Annotated in this window: 18 protein-coding genes and 1 tRNA gene; 9 read left to right on the top strand and 10 right to left on the bottom strand. The window is 59.3% G+C overall.

From position 1 onward, the window contains the following. The first annotated feature begins 105 nt into the window (after positions 1-105). From uca to BLT86_RS01055, 6 genes are all read left to right on the top strand, one after another. On the top strand, positions 106-3816 hold the full coding sequence (uca, locus tag BLT86_RS01080; protein WP_092374264.1) for an urea carboxylase: 3711 nt from the start codon (positions 106-108) through the stop codon (positions 3814-3816). A 531-nt stretch (positions 3817-4347) separates the two neighbouring features. Next, complete coding sequence (locus BLT86_RS01075; protein ID WP_017677873.1) at positions 4348-5814, top strand: sensor domain-containing diguanylate cyclase; 1467 nt, start codon at positions 4348-4350, stop codon at positions 5812-5814. Then, the gene (locus BLT86_RS01070; protein ID WP_017677874.1) at positions 5814-6017 is read left to right on the top strand and encodes a cysteine-rich CWC family protein; all 204 of its coding nucleotides are present in this window, start codon (positions 5814-5816) and stop codon (positions 6015-6017) included. The genes BLT86_RS01075 and BLT86_RS01070 overlap by 1 nt, the downstream gene beginning before the upstream one ends. A gap of 3 nt (positions 6018-6020) precedes the next feature. Further along, positions 6021-6713, top strand: coding sequence for a pseudouridine synthase (locus tag BLT86_RS01065; protein WP_017677875.1), 693 nt, complete (start codon positions 6021-6023; stop codon positions 6711-6713). Between the two features lie 393 nt (positions 6714-7106). Further along, entirely contained in the window at positions 7107-7994 is an 888-nt protein-coding gene (locus tag BLT86_RS01060) for an alpha/beta fold hydrolase (protein WP_017677876.1), read from the top strand. Positions 7995-8079: 85 nt separating this feature from the next. After that, a tRNA-Gly gene (locus BLT86_RS01055) sits at positions 8080-8153 on the top strand. Between the two features lie 25 nt (positions 8154-8178). On the opposite strand, the gene BLT86_RS01050 is transcribed toward BLT86_RS01055, so the two are convergent. The 7 genes from BLT86_RS01050 to BLT86_RS01015 all read right to left on the bottom strand — a co-directional run bounded on the left by BLT86_RS01050 (position 8179) and on the right by BLT86_RS01015 (position 12322). Continuing rightward, positions 8179-9204: a phage integrase gene (locus BLT86_RS01050; RefSeq protein ID WP_074676750.1), complete on the bottom strand. Its 1026-nt coding sequence runs from the start codon at positions 9202-9204 to the stop codon at positions 8179-8181. Beyond that, positions 9204-10451, bottom strand: coding sequence for a hypothetical protein (locus tag BLT86_RS01045; RefSeq protein ID WP_092374261.1), 1248 nt, complete (start codon positions 10449-10451; stop codon positions 9204-9206). The genes BLT86_RS01050 and BLT86_RS01045 overlap by 1 nt, the downstream gene beginning before the upstream one ends. A 552-nt stretch (positions 10452-11003) precedes the next feature. After that, positions 11004-11402 (bottom strand): hypothetical protein, encoded by a 399-nt coding sequence (locus BLT86_RS01035; protein ID WP_092374258.1) that lies wholly within the window; start codon positions 11400-11402, stop codon positions 11004-11006. Beyond that, positions 11395-11736: a hypothetical protein gene (locus BLT86_RS01030; protein ID WP_092374255.1), complete on the bottom strand. Its 342-nt coding sequence runs from the start codon at positions 11734-11736 to the stop codon at positions 11395-11397. The genes BLT86_RS01035 and BLT86_RS01030 overlap by 8 nt, the downstream gene beginning before the upstream one ends. Beyond that, positions 11729-11944, bottom strand: coding sequence for a hypothetical protein (locus tag BLT86_RS01025; protein WP_092374252.1), 216 nt, complete (start codon positions 11942-11944; stop codon positions 11729-11731). The genes BLT86_RS01030 and BLT86_RS01025 overlap by 8 nt, the downstream gene beginning before the upstream one ends. Further along, positions 11931-12104: an Arc family DNA-binding protein gene (locus BLT86_RS01020; RefSeq protein WP_092374249.1), complete on the bottom strand. Its 174-nt coding sequence runs from the start codon at positions 12102-12104 to the stop codon at positions 11931-11933. The genes BLT86_RS01025 and BLT86_RS01020 overlap by 14 nt, the downstream gene beginning before the upstream one ends. Continuing rightward, the gene (locus tag BLT86_RS01015) at positions 12101-12322 is read right to left on the bottom strand and encodes a hypothetical protein (protein WP_092374246.1); all 222 of its coding nucleotides are present in this window, start codon (positions 12320-12322) and stop codon (positions 12101-12103) included. Before BLT86_RS01015 ends, BLT86_RS01020 begins: the two co-directional genes overlap by 4 nt. Positions 12323-12779: 457 nt before the next feature. Between BLT86_RS01015 and BLT86_RS01005 the strand changes: the two genes are divergently transcribed. After that, positions 12780-13238 carry a hypothetical protein gene (locus BLT86_RS01005; RefSeq protein WP_059390726.1) on the top strand — a complete coding sequence of 153 codons (459 nt, stop codon included), beginning with the start codon at positions 12780-12782 and terminating at the stop codon, positions 13236-13238. A gap of 48 nt (positions 13239-13286) precedes the next feature. Here the strand turns inward: BLT86_RS01005 and BLT86_RS01000 are convergent, their stop codons facing one another. Genes BLT86_RS01000 through BLT86_RS25620 form a run of 3 tightly spaced genes read right to left on the bottom strand, consistent with a single transcriptional unit; the run spans position 13287 to position 15316 of the window. Next, positions 13287-14225 (bottom strand): AbiTii domain-containing protein, encoded by a 939-nt coding sequence (locus tag BLT86_RS01000; RefSeq protein WP_082107401.1) that lies wholly within the window; start codon positions 14223-14225, stop codon positions 13287-13289. A gap of 52 nt (positions 14226-14277) precedes the next feature. After that, positions 14278-14538, bottom strand: a complete 261-nt coding sequence (locus BLT86_RS25625) for a hypothetical protein (protein ID WP_157719648.1) — start codon at positions 14536-14538, stop codon at positions 14278-14280. A 55-nt stretch (positions 14539-14593) separates the two neighbouring features. Further along, entirely contained in the window at positions 14594-15316 is a 723-nt protein-coding gene (locus tag BLT86_RS25620) for a hypothetical protein (protein WP_157719647.1), read from the bottom strand. A gap of 279 nt (positions 15317-15595) precedes the next feature. Here BLT86_RS25620 and BLT86_RS00990 point away from each other — a divergent pair, with 279 nt between their 5' ends. Beyond that, a complete protein-coding gene (locus tag BLT86_RS00990; protein ID WP_017677881.1) occupies positions 15596-15823 on the top strand; it encodes a hypothetical protein in 228 nt (75 codons plus the stop codon). 151 nt (positions 15824-15974) lie between these two features. After that, complete coding sequence (locus BLT86_RS00985; RefSeq protein WP_092374240.1) at positions 15975-17108, top strand: mechanosensitive ion channel family protein; 1134 nt, start codon at positions 15975-15977, stop codon at positions 17106-17108. The last annotated feature ends 345 nt before the right edge of the window (positions 17109-17453 follow it).

The following is a 17453-nucleotide window of genomic DNA, read 5'->3' as shown; positions in this document are numbered from 1 at the left end:
CCAGCACGCGCGGCACGCATCACACGACTGTTTCGACCACGGACGACCGTGGCACATAACGAATGACGGCGGGACGGCCCGCCATGACCTTCGAGGGTCACCCTGATGTTCGACAAACTCCTGATCGCCAACCGTGGCGCCATCGCCTGCCGCATTTTGCGCACCCTGCGTGAGCTGAACGTCGGCGGCGTCGCCGTCTACTCCGAAGCCGACGCTGCCAGCCTGCATATCCAGCAGGCCAACGAGGCGTTTTCTCTCGGCGACGGCCCGGCCGCGCAGACCTACCTGGTGGTCGACAAGATTCTCGCCGCTGCCAAGGCCTGCGGCGCCAAAGCCATTCACCCCGGCTACGGCTTTCTCTCCGAAAACGCCGCCTTCGCCGAAGCCTGCGAAGCCGCCGGCATCGCCTTCGTAGGCCCGACGCCCGAGCAATTGCGCGTGTTCGGTCTCAAGCACACCGCCCGCGCCCTGGCCAAACAGCACGGAGTGCCCATGCTCGAAGGCACCGAACTGCTGGAAAACCTCGACGCCGCGCTGGTCGCAGGCGAAGCCGTCGGCTACCCGGTGATGCTGAAAAGCACCGCTGGCGGTGGCGGCATCGGTATGCGCGTCTGCCGCTCGGCCGAGGAACTGAGTGACGCCTTCGAGGCGGTCAAACGCCTGGGGCAGAACAACTTCAGCGACAGCGGCGTCTTCATCGAGAAATACATCCAGCGCGCCCGCCATCTGGAAGTGCAGGTGTTCGGCGATGGCCAGGGCGACGTGCTCGCCCTCGGCGTGCGCGATTGCTCGGTGCAGCGTCGCAACCAGAAGGTGCTGGAAGAAACCCCGGCGCCGAACCTGCCCGCTGGCATGGCCGACGAACTCTGCGCGGCGGCGATCAAGCTGGCCAAGGCGGTGAATTACCGCAGCGCCGGCACCGTCGAATTCGTCTACGACAGCGAGGCCGAGCGCTTCTACTTCCTCGAAGTGAACACCCGCCTGCAGGTCGAGCACGGCGTCACCGAACAGGTGTGGGGCGTCGATTTGGTGCGCTGGATGATCGAACTGGCGGCCGGCGATCTGCCGCCACTCGGCGATCTGGCCAAGAGCCTGAAGCCCTGCGGCCATGCCATCCAGGCGCGCCTGTACGCCGAAGACCCGGGCCGTGACTTCCAGCCCAGCCCCGGCCTGCTCACCGCCGTGCAATTTCCCGAAGCCGACGGTAAGGCGCTGCGTATCGACACCTGGGTCGAAGCCGGTTGCGAGATTCCGCCCTACTTCGACCCGATGATCGCCAAGCTGATCACCTGGCAGCCAACCCGCGAACAAGCCAGCGCCGCTCTGGACAAAGCCCTTGGCGATTCCGTGCTGTACGGCGTGGAATGCAACCGCGACTACCTGCGCCAGATCCTGGCTGACGCGCCCTTCGCCAGCGGCTCGCCCTGGACGCGCTGCCTGGAGAATCTGGTCTACCAGGCCAGCACCTTCGAAGTGCTGAGCGCCGGCACCCAGACCAGCGTGCAGGACTTCCCCGGCCGCCTCGGCTACTGGGCCGTTGGTGTGCCGCCGTCCGGGCCGATGGACAGCCGCGCCCTGCGCCTGGGCAACTGTCTGCTCGGCAACGACGAAGGCGCCGCTGCGCTGGAAATCACCATGAGCGGCCCGCTGCTGCGCTTCAATACCGACGCGGTGGTCGCCATCACCGGCGCCGAGATCCCGCTGGCCGTCGATGGCGTGGAACAGCCGATGAACACCGCCCTGCTGATCCAGGCCGGCAGCACCCTGGCCCTCGGCACCATTGCCGGGTCCGGCGCACGTAGCTACCTGAGCATTCGCGGCGGCATTCAGGTGCCGGACTACCTGGGCAGCAAGAGCACCTTCACCCTCGGCCAGTTCGGCGGCCACGGCGGACGTGCCCTACGTGCCGGCGACGTGCTGCACCTGCTGCCGCTCGCCGATACCAGCAGCGGCGCGCAGTTGCCTGTCGAACTCTGCCCTGCCCTGCCAGCCGTGCGCGAGCTGCGCGTGATCTACGGCCCCCACGGCGCGCCGGAATATTTCACACCCGGTTATGTCGACAGCTTCCTCGCCACCGACTGGGAAGTTCATTTCAACTCCAGCCGCACCGGCGTACGCCTGATCGGCCCGAAACCGGAATGGGTGCGCGACAGCGGCGGCGAAGCCGGCCTGCACCCCTCGAACATCCACGACAACCCCTACGCCATCGGCGCGGTGGATTTTACCGGCGATATGCCGGTGATTCTGGGGCCCGATGGCCCCAGCCTGGGCGGCTTCGTCTGCCTGGTGACCATCATCGAGGCCGACCTGTGGCAGCTCGGCCAGCTCAAGGCCGGCGACAAGGTGCGCTTCGTGCCGGTGGATATCGCCATGGCAAGGGCGTTGGCCAAAGCCAGTGCCAGCGAATGCACCAGCCTTTGTGGGAGCGGCCGGGCGGCGCTCCGCTTCAGCCGCGATGCAGGCGGCACCGAAATCACGGATAAATCCGCTCCTACAGACGCGACCGTAGCCCGGATGCAATCCGGGGAAATCGCAGCACCTGAGTCCCGGATTGCATCCGGGCTACAAAGTCCAATCCTCCTCGACCTGGGCCACGCCGACACCCGCCTGGTCGCGCGCCTTTCCGGTGACACCCACCTGCTGCTGGAAATCGGCCAGCCGGAACTCGACCTGGTGCTGCGTTTCCGTGGCCATGCGTTGATGCAGGCGCTGGAGGCCAAGCAGCTCGACGGCGTAATCGACCTGACGCCAGGCATCCGCTCGCTACAGGTGCACTACCAACCGGAAACCCTGCCGTTGCAGACGCTGCTCGATATCGTTGCCGGCGAGTGGGACGCGGTATGCGCCGCGCGCGACCTCAAGGTGCCGTCGCGTATCGTCCATCTGCCGCTGTCCTGGGACGACCCGGCCTGCCAGCTGGCCATCGACAAGTACATGACCACCGTACGCAAGGACGCCCCCTGGTGCCCGAGCAACCTGGAGTTCATCCGCCGCATCAACGACCTGCCGAACCTCGACGAGGTGTACCGCACGGTATTCGACGCCAGCTACCTGGTCATGGGCCTGGGTGACGTCTACCTCGGCGCACCGGTGGCCACCCCGCTCGACCCGCGCCATCGCCTGGTCACCACCAAGTACAACCCGGCGCGCACCTGGACGGCGGAAAACTCGGTCGGCATCGGCGGCGCCTACATGTGCGTGTACGGCATGGAAGGCCCCGGCGGCTACCAGTTCGTCGGCCGCACCCTGCAGATGTGGAACCGCTACCGCGCAGTCGAAGCCTTCGACGGCAAGCCCTGGCTGCTGCGTTTCTTCGACCAGATCCGCTTCTACCCGGTATCGGCTGACGAACTGCTTCGTATCCGCCGCGACTTCCCGCTCGGTCGCTACCCGCTGCACATCGAACACAGCGAACTGGCCCTGGCCGACTACCAGCAGTTTCTCGATGCCGAGGCAGAGGGCATCGACGCCTTCCGCCAGCAACAGCGCGCCGCCTTCGATGCCGAACGCCAGCGCTGGATCGACAGCGGCCAGGCGCATTTCGAAGTCGAGGAAGTGGCCGCCGAACTCGGCGATGACGCCCCGCTGGCAGCCGGCCAACACGGCATCGAAAGCCATATCGCCGGCAACCTCTGGCAGGTGCAGGTGGAAGCCGGCGCGCAGGTGCAGGCTGGCGACGTACTGGTGATCCTCGAGTCGATGAAGATGGAAATCCCGCTCACCGCACCGATGGCCGGCACCGTGCGCGAAGTACGCGTACAGCCGGGCTCGCCCGTGCGCGCCGGGCAGCGTGTGGTGGTGTTGGAAGAGGCCTGAAAAGCTAGCCGCTGAAGCGCCTCCCACAGGGCCTTACCAGCCCTTGTAGGAGGCGTCCCAGCCACGACCGCGAAGGAGCAGCTTCAGCCGCGATCCACACAAACGCCGATTCCCTGCCGGAGAAGCGTTGGCCGCATTTTCACAACACTCCCCAAATCCACCGATTCCCTGTGGGAGGGGCTTTAGCCGCGACCGCCTCATGACCCACCGCAATACCCGCAAACCAATCGCGGATAAATCCGCTCCTACAGTCCGTAGCCCGGATGCAATCCGGGAAAACCAGCCACCCGGTCAAATGTCGATACACCCAACCTGTAGGAGCGGCGCCCCGCCGCGAACCTGGCTAACGACGTCTCGCAAAGCTTCGCCCCAGGGTGGGCCTCCTACGCAAGGCTGCCTTGCTCGCCTTGCCGGATTGGCATAACCCCAACTTTCATCCGCCCCACATACAGCACCGATCATGATCACAACTGGCGCTATCCCCTTCCGGCAAGCTAGCATCACGCCATTAGCCCGCTCCCGGATTCACCCATGTCCCTGCGCCCCAAACGGCACACGCAAACCTCGTTGGTGTTACTGCTCCTGTTCCTGCTCGGTAGCGGCTTTCTCACCACCTCGCTGCTGAGCTATTACGCCTCGCGCGACTCGATTCGCGACAGCATCATCAACACCGAACTGCCACTGACCTCCGACACCGTCTATTCGGAAATCCAGAAGGACCTGGTGCGCCCTATCCTCATCTCCTCGATGATGGCCCGTGACACCTTCCTGCGTGACTGGGTGCTGGCCGGCGAACAGGACACCGGACAGATGACTCGCTACCTGCGTGAAGTGCAGGAGCACTACGGCGCCTTTACCAGCTTCTTCGTCTCCGACAGGACCAGCACCTACTACCAGGCCAAGGGCGTGCTCAAGCAGGTCAAGCCGGAAGAGCCGCGTGACGTCTGGTACTACCGCGTACGCGGCCTCAAGGAGCCCTACGAGATCAACGTCGACGTCGACATGGCCAACGCCGACCGTCTGACCATCTTCATCAACTACAAGGTGCTCGACTACGACGGCAGCTTCATTGGCGCCACCGGCGTCGGCCTGGCCGTCGATGCCGTGGTCAAGCTGATCGACGAATATCAGGCGCGCTATGAGCGCAGCGTCTACTTCGTCGACACCACCGGGCGCATCACCCTCACTGGCGCCCAAGGCGGACCAATGGGCGCCCAGGTCGGCGATTCACTGGCCGACGTGCCCGGCCTCGACGGCCTAATGGAAAAACTGCCCACGCCGCAAAGCGGTCAGTTCGAGTACCAGGAGCAGGGCCGCGAGCACTTCCTCAACGTGCGCTACATCCCCGAGCTGGAGTGGTATCTGTTCGTCGACAAGCAGGACAAGGCCCTGGCCGGCATCCGCCAGGGGCTCTACATCAACCTGCTGTTGTGCCTGCTGGTCACCGTCATCGTGCTGACCCTGGTGAGCCTGGCGATTCGTCGCTACCAGCGTCGCATCGCCGCCCTGGCCACCACCGACAGCCTCACCGACCTGCCCAACCGCCGTGGCTTCGACATTCTCGCCGAACAGGCGCTGCAGGAAGCGCAGCGCGACAGCAGCCCGCTGTGCGCCGTACTGCTGGACCTCGACAACTTCAAGCTGATCAACGACCAGCACGGCCACCTTGCCGGCGACCAGGTGTTGCACGATTTCGCCCAGCAACTACGCGGCACGCTGCGCCAGTCCGACATTCTCTGCCGCTGGGGTGGCGAGGAGTTCATCCTGCTGCTGAAGAACACCGACCGCCAGGCTGCCCATGACCTGGCCGAGAAACTGCGCCAGCAATGCGCCGAACAGCGCCATGAAGTCGAAGGCCAGAGCCTGCAGGTCACCGTCAGCCTTGGCCTCAGCCAGTGGCATGCCGGCGAGAGCCTGCACACCCTGCTCGGTCGCACCGACCGCGCGCTGTACCGTGCCAAGCAAGCTGGGCGCGACCGCGTCTGCCTCGATCTCTGATGGACACTCAACACTGCCCGCTATGCGGCAAGAGCAACCAGTGCAGCGTCGCCGCCGGGCGTGACGAGCCCTGCTGGTGCTTCGACGCGCAAATCGACCCTGCCGCGCTGCAGCGCCTGACGCCCGAGCAATGCAACCAGGCCTGCCTGTGCCCCGCCTGCGCTGGTGCACTGAAGGCCACTGAACCCCGCGAGCGCGATTGAGCCATGCGCCTGGATCGCTTCCTCAGCAACTTCCCGCGCTTCAGCCGCCAGGACAGCCGCCTGCTGATCAGCGCCGGCCGCCTGCGTGTGGACGGCGCCGTGGTACACGACCCGCGACATGAGGTGCGCGACTTCCAGCGCGTCGAGCTGGATGACGAACTGCTGCAAGCCGGGCGTAGCGCGCGCTACTGGATGCTGCACAAACCGGTCGGTGTGGTCAGCGCCACCGAGCACGACGAACACCGTACCGTCCTCGACCTGCTCGCCGAGCCGGACAAGCACGACCTGCACCTGGCCGGTCGCCTCGACCTGAACACCAGCGGCCTGCTGCTGATCACCAACGACGGGCGCTGGTCGCGGCGCATCACCCAGCCGCAGCAGCGCAAGCCCAAGGTCTACCACGTCACCACCGAACAGCCGATCACCGCCGAATACGCCGAGGTCTTCGCCCAAGGTTTGTACTTCGCCTTCGAAGACCTCACCACCCTGCCCGCCCAGCTCGACGTACTGAGCAGCCACCAAGCACGGCTGACCCTGTTCGAAGGCCGTTACCACCAGGTCAAGCGTATGTTCGGTTACTTCCGCAATCGCGTCGTCGCCCTGCACCGCGAAAGCATGGGCGAAATCGTCCTCGACCCACAGCTCGCCCCCGGCCAATACCGCGCACTGACGGATGCGGAAATCGCCAGCGTTTGATCGTCGCCCTACGCCTGAATCTGACTACCCGACCAACGGCATCACCAATCGGCTACAAAGATGTGACTCACCCTTGCGTGGCTGCAAGGTAACTGCTTGAATCGAACCATAAGTCTTCAGGTGACCAGCCGGTCACAGAAAGACAGTAAAGTATTTTTTCGGTTGATGGCGCTCTGCGCCGACTGGATTCCTGCCTGGTAACACCGCCCTCTCCAAGGCCCTGAAAAAGCCTGGAGCGCTCGCCTGTTTCGATCCTAACTGATTGAAATTCCTATACTTATAAAAATCTCCAGCCTGACATCATGCTGTCACGCTCAGGCGCTTTTCTAACTGCTCATTCCAGCGCGAACGGTCGCCCGCTCGCCTTGCTCACTTGCGCCAGGAGGAAACGACATGAGGCCAGAAACCGCAGTCGTCGAGATCAACAGGAAGCACAACGTACACACGGAGTTCTACGGCAATCCGGCAGCAAGCAAGACCATCATCCTGGTCAACGGCTCTCTGGCGACCACCGCCTCGTTCGCGCAAACGATCAAGTACCTGCAGCCGCAGTTCAACGTAGTGGCCTTCGACCTGCCCTATGCCGGCCAGTCGAAGCCCTACAACAGCGACTTCACGCCCATCAGCAAGGAAGACGAAGCGGCGATCCTGCTGCACCTGATCGACCTCTACGGCGCCAACTACCTGATGTCCTTCTCCTGGGGCGGTGTCGCCTCCATGCTAGCCCTGGCCCAACGCCCGGCGACGCTGGAGAAGGCCGCCATCTGCTCCTTCTCGCCGATCCTCAACGTGCCGATGCTCGACTACCTGCACAAGGGCCTGCGCTTCTTGAACGCGGTGGATCGCGACAACGTCGCCCTGCTGGTCAACAGCACCATCGGCAAGCACCTGCCGTCGCTGTTCAAGCGCTTCAACCACAAGCACATCAGCACCCTGGATGAGCACGAATACCGGCAGATGTACGCGCACATCAAGCAGGTGCTGAGCATGGAAGCGAACTGCGGCAAGGAATGCCTGCAGGCCATCGACATCCCGCTACTATTCGTCAACGGCGACCGTGACGAATACACCTCGGTGGAGGACGCCTGCCTGTTCGCCCAGCACATCGACCACGCCCAGTTCGCCGTGATCGACGATGCCGGCCACTTCCTCGACATGGAACACAAGGCCGCCTGGCTGCAGAGCCAACGCGTGCTGCTGGACTTTTTCAACGCCCCCAGCAAACGCCTGCAACTGCCAGTCAAAGGCGACCTGCGCGACCTCCAGGCAATGGCGGTATGAGGGGCACCGAGCGCGGAGCGGATGCGTCTACTGCCCTGCTCCGCGCTTTATTCTCAGGTCGAGTTCCGGTATAAAGGCACCCGCTGCGGGTGTCGTATAATGGTAATACCCTAGCTTCCCAAGCTAGAGCCGTGGGTTCGATTCCCATCACCCGCTCCAAAATCGCAGCTTTAAGGCCCTGTTTTTACAGGGCTTTTTCGTTTCCGGGTTTTGGAAGTGTCGATAAAGTGTCGACGATGGGATTCAGCCGTAGCGCGTCCTGCAGGTGATCGGGCGACAAGTGTGCATAGCGCATGGTCATCGTCACCGAGGAGTGTCCAAGGACCTTCTGCAAGGTCAGGATATTGCCACCGGCCATGACGAAGTGACTGGCGAAGGTGTGCCGTAGAACATGCGTGGCTTGTCCGGCCGGTAGCGTGATCGACGTCGATTGCAGCACGCGACTGAAATGCCGGATGCAGTTCGGGAACGCCCCATACTCCTTGAAGTAGTCCAACAGCATTCGCTCCAGGGCAGGCGCGATCGGCACGGTTCGCGTGCGTCTCGACTTGGTATTGGCGAAAGTCACGGCGCCGTTCTTCACCCTGGATGGCACCAGCCCCTGAGCCTCACCCCAACGTGCCCCGGTGGCCAGACAGACGCGAGCGATCAGCGCCATATGCGTGCAGTTCGGGTAGTTGTCGAAGGCCTCCAGCAGCTCGGTTATCTGTTCCTGGGTCAGATACGACAGCGGGCGTTCCTGCAGGCGTAACGGACGCACCTTGGCCAACGGGTTCGGGTAGTCGATATCGCCGAGGCGATGCAGCTCGTTGAATACCGACTTCACGTAGCCCAGGCGGTTGTTCAGCGTCTTGCCGTTGATGCCTTCAACCAGCAGCTTGCCGCGCAGGGTGCAGAACTGGTCAGCGGTGAACTTGGCTGCTATCGGGTCGCCCAGGTCATGAGCGATGTTCGCCAGTACCTGCTTCAAGCGCTTGGAGTCGGCCAGGGTGTGGCCGTGCAGATCGTAATAGCGGGTGAACACCTCAGAGAGCTTGCGGCGGTCCTTTGGCTTGGGTGCCCAATCGGGCGTTTCCATCACCTTGGCCCGGCAGGACGTTTCGAACCGCTGCGCCTCAGCCTTGGTCTTGAAGGTCTTGCGGAAGCGCCGCCCCTTGATGGGTTCTACATCGACCTTCCAGCGCCCGTCAGGCTGTTGGATGATCGCCATCAGATCGCCCTACCCCACCTGACGTGTCGTTCCTCCAGGATGTTCTTGAGGTGCTTGTACAGCCCATCCTCATCCATGCCCTTGGCGGCGTAGTGGTCACGAATCACCGGCCAGCATTCCCAATCCTTGAGCCGGTAAAAACCCTTTCTAGCGCCCACTCGCTCCCGTGCCAGCAGGCTTACGAAGTTTCCCAGGAACAGTTCCACGTTCTTGCCGGAGAAGCCTCGAGACGTCTTGTAGTTGCGCTTGTACTCCGTGTCATCCAGCAGTGAATCGACCGGCAGATCAACGCGGGCGTCTTCACGTAGCAGGGTCCAGATCGGCTCGTAGTAACCAGGGCGAGCCAGCAACTTGAATTGCTGCATGCCGTAGCGCCACAGGCCATCCAAGTGCGGTGTGAAGGCCGCGTAGCTGTTGGTATCGATGGCGTTGCCGGTGTGCAGATCGACGGAGCCAGAGGCAAACTGTTGGATCACCGAATGGTGGTAACGCAGCTCTACGCGCCAGACGGTCTGGTCTTGGTTGTAGTTGTCCGGATCGCCTTCGTCGAAGCTGTCACGACGCCGCCAGACGCCTTCCCAGTAGTCGAGCTTGTCGGTGGCCTTGGCCTGCTCGGTTTTGTTGTAGATGGCCAGTTGCACGCCACCGGCAGAGCCGAACATGTAGGTCTCGCCGCGGCCGTAGACGCTGCTTTTCGTGTCCCAGGTGATTTCCTTGATGCCGGAGATATCGCGGGCGGATCGGGCGCGGCAGTGCATGCGGGCGACCAGATCAGCGGGCGGTTGCCAGCCTTGAACATCCAGGGCCAGATGCACCGCGCATTGGTTGCGTTCAATGTGGGTGAGGATCTGCTCGGCATAGAAATCCATGCGGGCTTGCAGGCGCTCTGGCGATAGGGCGTCGATGGCATGGGGTGACACTTCGATTTTCAGGTGTGGGCCGATGTTCTCGACCTTGGCGTTGTAGTTCTTGAGCAGCAGCACGAAACCCAGGTCAGCATTCTGGAGCTTGTACTGGTAGCCAGAATCCTTGCTGACACGGCCTGCATGCCAGCGCTCTCCCGCGAAGTCGACAATGGTGCCCGGCTTATCGAACAGGCACAGCAGCTCCGGCCGGAGCAGACCACGGTAGAGTTGGCGGACAGTATCGACGCCGCAGTGCAGCAGGCGGACTTTCGACAGGTCGACAATGCGGGCGTTGCCCGGGTCTACGAACAGCCGGCCAGTTGCATCTTCACGTGCCAGCATGTCGAGTCTCAGGAAGTCTTTTGGCTTTTTCACTTGGTCACCTATTGCTGATTACTGCGGAAGTTTTCGTCTTACTTTCTGACGTGTTACAGGGGCGTCAGGCGGCGGGCGCGCCGCTGTGGCACCAGCGCCCGTTGCGCTACGCTGACTCGGCGCTGGTATCAGCTAGCGGCGTGCTGCGCCCCCGACGCAGCCGAACCCGTCTCGGCTGCGCCGAGACACACACGGCTACGTCAGGGGCTTGCACCGCTCTTGCTTCATCCATCGTTCAAGCTCCTTGAATGGGTCTGGTTCTGTCAGGCAGTTCTGTTCCTGGATGTAGGAAGGCACCTGGGGACGATCAGAGGGCGGGAGGCTGGCGTACCAGAGGAAGGCGCTCAGCAGCGCCAGGAATACGAGGTGCAGGCAGTCAGCGAAGTGCAGCGGGCGGGGCTGGATCAACACCAAGGGCTTTGCCCTTGTCATCCCACTCTTGCCGCCGAGGGCTCGGGAGCGCGGGGCGGTGAAGCTGCCCCACTCTCCCGTGGTCAGGCTTGTTTTCATGGCGTGGGGTCAAGGGTGCGCTGCGCCCGTGCTTCCGTTCGCCGGAACGGTGGAGCTGTTCCGACGAGCCGGGAGCGCGGCCCCTGACCCGGAACCATCGGCGGAATGGGTCAGGGTCATGCGGTCCAGTACGTTGCCGGAACCATGCCGGTCGCGGTGCCGCATCGCCCTGATAGAGCAGATATCGTCGAAGTAGAACTCGTTTGGGTTGCGCGTGCTGGAGCTGAGTTCGACACCCAGGAAGCACGGGGCGCCCTGCATATCCGGCGTCGGGATCAGCACGCCGACAATCTGGATGCATTGCCAGAAGGATTCCGGCTCAGCATCCCAGGCGGTTTCGACCAGCGCAGTTTTGCCGACGTAGCTAAGAGCCGTGGCCGTGTCGAGCTGGATACGTGGCTTACGCATGGCGGCGTTCTCCTTCCTTGGCTTGACCCTGGAACAGGTGCGGCAGCGGTAGGCGATCCAGCACCTTGGCGGGAGCGTGACGATCACGGATAGCCCGAATGGTGTGGATGCTGTCGAAGTAGATCTCATCCGGAAAATCAGCGCTGCCAATAACAGGGAGGGTCAAGAAGTAACCCACTTCGTTGACGCCCTGGACTGGCACTACCACCCCAACGATATGTTTGAAACGCCAGATAGGTTCCGGGTCTCCCTCCCATACCAGTTCGACAAGAACGGTCTGGCCGATGTAGCCGATAGCGGTGATAGGGTCGAAGGTCAGAGTCGGGCTAGACATGGGCGTAGTCCCCTTCCTTGAACTCGGTTTTACCCTTCTCCAGATCGGCGCGCAGGCGGGCAAGATTGACCATGCGGAAGTCGGCCAGCTTCATGCTCGGGATGGTCTTGCTGTCCACCCAGTTGATGGCCTCTTCGACCGACACGCCGCTCAGCTCGGCGAAGGTCTTCACGCTGCACAGGTCGAGGCTTTCGTCAGGCTTGCTCATGGGTGCCCTCCTTGGCGGCTTTGTCCTGGGCGTAGCTCGCTTCCAGGCGAATGACGACTTCCGAGTTCATCGAACGGCGCGAGGCGAAGGCGGACTGTTCGATCTTGGCGCGCAGCTCGGGCGGTACGCGCAGCTTGAATTGCGGGTCTGTTCGGCTCACAGCGTCCACTCCTGTTCCAGAAGCTGCTGATGCAGCAAGGCCACGTTGACCATGGTGCGCTTGCCGACCTTCTGTGAAGGCAGGTAGTTACGCTCCACCCAGGTGCGGACAACGACGGGTTCGTCGCCCATGCCGATCCATTCAGCGAACTTCTGCCACGGCATCAAGGGCGGTGCGCCGTGCAGCTTTTGGGGGTCAAGACCTTCAGGTGGTAGCATCAGCTTGCTCCGCTATATTCCGCTTTATCTTGCACTAGATGCCTTACACATATTGCAAGGCGCGGACAAAATATAAGCCAAGCCCCCACACATAAACCACCACTATGTGCAAGCTTTTTAGATGCTTTCGGAATGATAAGAGAAAGATTGATATCCGTATGGGATAAGGAAAAGCTTTCGGCCCCTAAGCTTGAGAAGCTGACAGGCATAGACCGCAGCAGCTGGTATCACCTGAGAAACGGAAAGCGGCGCGCCAATGAGCAGGACATTGAGGCCATCGTGCAGATGTTCCCTCAATACGCCTTCTGGATCGCTAGCGGGCAAATAGCGCCCGAGATTGGCCAGACCAGCCCAGACTACGACGAAGCCAACCGAAACTTGAGCCAACCCAACGCGGGATAGCGATCACCCAGGAAGCAGCTAGGCGCTGGTATGCCCGAAAGGAGCTCGGAAATCCATGAAGAAACTGATATGCGCCATCCTATGCCTGATCGCGTTCACGCAGGCCAAGGCAGCCGAGGAAGTAGCGTTCTACGTCGGACAAGCCCATGACGAATGGGCTTTCAAAGTAACAGGGAAAGGCCGAGCGCTAGCAGGAAAGAGCCTTATCTATACAAGGCTCGACGAGCTGCAGATCGTAAACAATCCAAAACACTCAAAAACCAGATACATAGAGAGTGTTGAAGTCGCCTACGCCTACATCAACAAAGACGGAGTATGGGACTTCAAATCGGTTAATAGCTTTCACCCCGTCAATAAGAACATACGCCCTGGGGAAAAACTGACGATCAAAGCCCTTGAAGCCACACTGGACTTAGATAGCAAAAGAGCCAGTGACTACTGGGTACTTGTAACGCTCTGGCTAAGCAAAAGAGAAACAGTGCACGCACACTCGAGAAGAGACATATTCCAATAATGCCAAACTAAGCGGAGCGCGTTAGCACGTCCTTGCTTGAGCGCCTTGTTAAGCATCATTGTTCGGCAGGTGCAAGATTTCACCTATGAGTAAATACGTGTTTAAAAATAAGGCTCTCGCTTCTTCCACAGTAACTTCCTTGTGAACACCGGTAGAGACGCGGTCATAGAGGTTAGCTAAGTTCTGGCGAAATCTCTTTTTCCTAGTGTCGCTATCTATACGCTGATGAATATAAGCATTAATTCTATTCTGATGACGATTAGCGGCTAATGAAAGTTGATTCCCACCAATTTCTATCGTTTCCTCTGATGGAGGAAAAATGTTATCTGCAAAAGAGTCTATGACTCTGCGACAAGTGTTAAGTGACTGACTTATTGCTTCTTGATCACCCTCAGCTAGACGACTCATTACAGATGGAATTTGTTCGAGAACTTGCCCGCACGAGTCACCGATCAAGCTATCGACATCACTCTTATATCTCTCAAAAATCGACTCAGATAGACTATCGAATTGCTTTTCATAATATATTTCACTTACAAACTCATGAAGCTTGGCAAGTACTCGGCTTTTTATTCCGCTTAGCTTAGAGATATACGAAGCCGAGGAAGTCATTTCGTCAGTGACCTTCTTTGTTGCAACGAAGGCCATATCCCCTGCGGTATCAGGTATTCGCATTGCGTTCAACTTTGCTTGCTCAGCAATTATTGCAGCTTCTTGTTGTGCTAAGGGCCCCCAATAACCTCGTTGCTTTTCGCGATCCACCCAACGCCCTGTGACCCCCATATATCTTAGGGATACCTCACTTGAGGAGTTGTACCCTTGCATTTCAAGCTTTAGCCAATATCGGATTTCCTCAGAGCCAACCCACCGCGCCAGCCTCGATGCCTTTAAAATTAAGCTTTCAGCACTTGCTCGGCTTAACTCAATATCATCTAGAAGCTCTTTTGCTAATTCTAGAATATGTTCTGACCTGCTCTGATCAACCATGCTTACTCCTTAACTTGAAAAGTAGCGGATCAAGACAACATACCGAGCAGGCTCATTCGCAGTAAGAGCATCTACCTACGCACGCCAACTTTCTTTTATTCTCGATATCAAAAACATAGCCTTTCCCCTCTGTATCCAGAGCAACATGCCGAAAAACCCCCATATACTCTCCATTAACAAAGTGCTCTATATCGTTTGGAATTGACGACTGCACCAATTCATAAACCAAGACATTCTTGTAAGCCAAGACTGGCTCAGCATTTATACGGCAGTAAAAATCACGCTGATCGTGAGACTGGATGCTTGCAAACATTTGCCTTGCTCCTAAAAAAATAAATAAGCCACCTATCCGTGATACCTTGGCTGCACTACAGCTTCGCAAGCTCATCAATCAAATGGGGGTTCTTTGCCATATAAGCAACATAAGAGCTACCAAAGGTTGTCAATCTGTAGCTACCTTCCTCTTCATACATCAAACCTTTACTAACGGGAAACGCTATAAATTTTATCAAATCCCATTCAGACAGTGCCCCAGACACAACTTCTTTCACAGCTTCAAAGTTCCGAAAGGCATCCTCCTTACTAATACACCCATTATTGCTTGCCATTATAGAAAACAAATTAAACTGCGAACGAAAGAGAACTTTACTCACATCAGCATAGTGCGCAAAAGCTTGAAGAAGTGCAACTTCGCGAGCCAACAGCTCAACCTTCTCATCATCAGCAACACCCAAGACACTTAAATGCGCCACAATAGCTTCATGCAGATACTCGGTAAACTCAGAACCGTACTGCTGATGCCTCTCTCTTATAGCAGCAGCACTCATATTCCTTGGAAGGCTCATAGCACTTGAACCACCGGACTCGAATACCTCAGAGGTCTGTTTCTCAGCCGCAACAAATTTCGCTGAAAAACCTGACGTAGAAGCAATAACTTCCGAAACAGTATTCCTCGTAAAGAAAGAGCGAAAAATCTCAAATATACGATTACGAAGTCCTATGCCAAGTATCAGAACCACAAGTGGCCAAGCGACATTTTTAACAAGATCAACAATCAGCGTCGGCGTCCAATTACACAAGAGCTCTTCCATTTTTAATTCCTAGTCAAAATCCAATTTTTAGAGAAACACCGAATCGACACCTAGTAGCAGAAAGCTACTGCTCGACTATTAGGGTTGTCTAGCGCGGATGTCGAAAAAGTGTCGAAATCACTGCAAGAGATAGCGGAAAAATGCCGTAGTGGCTGGGCTACAAGGCCAGAAAAGCCGGGCTTTGCGGATCACAGCAAGGGGCCGGAAAGGGTTCGATTACCGCCAGCCATCACAGTATCCTCGCGCCAGTTTCTTCACGCCGCGAAAAGGAATTCCTCAATGAACAACCACAAGTTCTTCACAAAACGCAGCATCCAGCTGTGCCGACTGATCCTGCTGGCAGCCACTCTCTACAGCGGCTGCCTATTCGCGCTTTATCTGTGGAGTGGCGAGTTTTCGGAAGCACTGAGCCATCTCGCCACCACAATGCTGCTCCTGTTTTTCTGGTCGTTGGAGCCTCTGGCGAAGCTCGTACAAAAATCCAGCGCTTCGATAAAACAGCAGTGAGCTTTCGATGCCTTCGCTCGCTCCCCCTCTTCGTGTAATCCCACTACCTGAATGAGCGCTGCACTCAGCAGCGCGCCATCCATTTCCCCGGAACTTCTGCTCCCCAACGCCACCAGAACCCTATATGTCTTTTTTCTGGAGGCCCCTGGCGATGGAACAATGGAATATCTGGCTTGAACGCGATGTCTGGCTCAATGTGGCGATTGTCCTGGTCGCCACGGCGCTGATCTACAGCGTGCTGCGTACCCTGGTGAACACCCTGCACAAGCGCCTGAAGGCTGGGTCGGCTGATCAGGAGAGCAGTTGGTCACACTTCATCGCCATGGTCATCGGCCGCACCAGCCGCGTGCTGTTGTTGGCGTTTTCCCTGCTGTTGGCGTTGCGTCTGGCGGACTTGCCGCTCGCCTGGCAAAGCGCGCTGAGCCATACCTGGTTCGTCGCCCTGGCCCTGCAGGTGGCGTTGTGGGTCGATACCGGCGTGCGCCTGTGGTCGCGCAGCCTGGTGATAGGCAAGAGCGGCGGTAGTTACAACCCGGTGATGACCACCATCATCAGCATCATGATTCTGATCGTGGTGTGGTCGGTGATGCTGCTGTCGATCCTGGCCAACCTGGGGGTGGATATCACCGCGCTGGTGGCCAGCCTGGGTGTCGGTGGTATCGCCGTGGCGCTGGCGGTGCAGACGGTACTCAGCGATGTGTTCGCTTCGCTATCGATTGGCGTCGACAAGCCGTTCGAGATCGGTGACTTCGTGGTGTTCGGCGAAGTCGCCGGCTCCATCGAGCATATCGGTCTGAAGACCACGCGTATTCGCAGCCTCAGCGGTGAGCAAGTGGTGTGCGCCAACGCCGATCTGCTGCGCCAGATCGTGCACAACTACAAACGCATGAATACCCGCCGCATCGTCTTCAAGTTCGGCATCAACTACGACACGCCCAGCGCCAAGGTGCGCCAAGTGTCGGAAAAGGTCGGCGATATCATCCGCGCCACGCCCCAGGCCCGCTTCGACCGCGCGCATTTTCTCGGCTTCGATGAAAGCCAGCTGACCTTCGAGGTGATGTATATCGTGCTGACCTCGGACTACAACCAGTACATGGACATTCAGCAGGAGATCAACCTGCAACTGCTCGATGCCCTGCGCGAGCTGGACGTGCGCTTCGCCCTGCCCCGCCGCGATCTGCGCCTGGTGGGTGAGAAGATGCCGGTGCTCAAGGTCGCCGGTTTGCCGCAGCAGGCCGAGGGTACCGAGAGCGCCAGCGATGGGCGCCTGCCACGCTTCAGCTAGCCCAGCCTCGCAACATCAAAATGGTGAGGCGGGCGAGCGCTGGTCAGCGCCCTTCGCCCGCCTCACCCGCAACGCCTGACGCTGTTGCGGCGAATATCGGTGCTGACGACAAAGCACATTCGTAAAATATCCACAACAGCCATCCGCAAAAAATTCCAAACAGCCTGATTTGACCGCATCCCCAGCCCAGCTGGCCTATCGTTTATCGTTTTTTCCGCTGAACAAGCCTTTATCTGTTTGACATATTTTACGGCTTTGGCAGACTGCTCGCCCGTTGCGGCAGGTGGCCGCGAACCCGGCACGGCGAGCGCCTGAGGGGGATCGCGCGCCAGCTGGGACGCGCCA

It is taken from the genome of Pseudomonas sihuiensis, from assembly GCF_900106015.1.
GTDB classification, from domain to species: Bacteria; Pseudomonadota; Gammaproteobacteria; order Pseudomonadales; family Pseudomonadaceae; genus Aquipseudomonas; species Aquipseudomonas sihuiensis.
The sequence above is the reverse complement of the archived record's forward strand: the minus strand, read 5'-3'. Positions and strand labels throughout refer to the sequence as shown.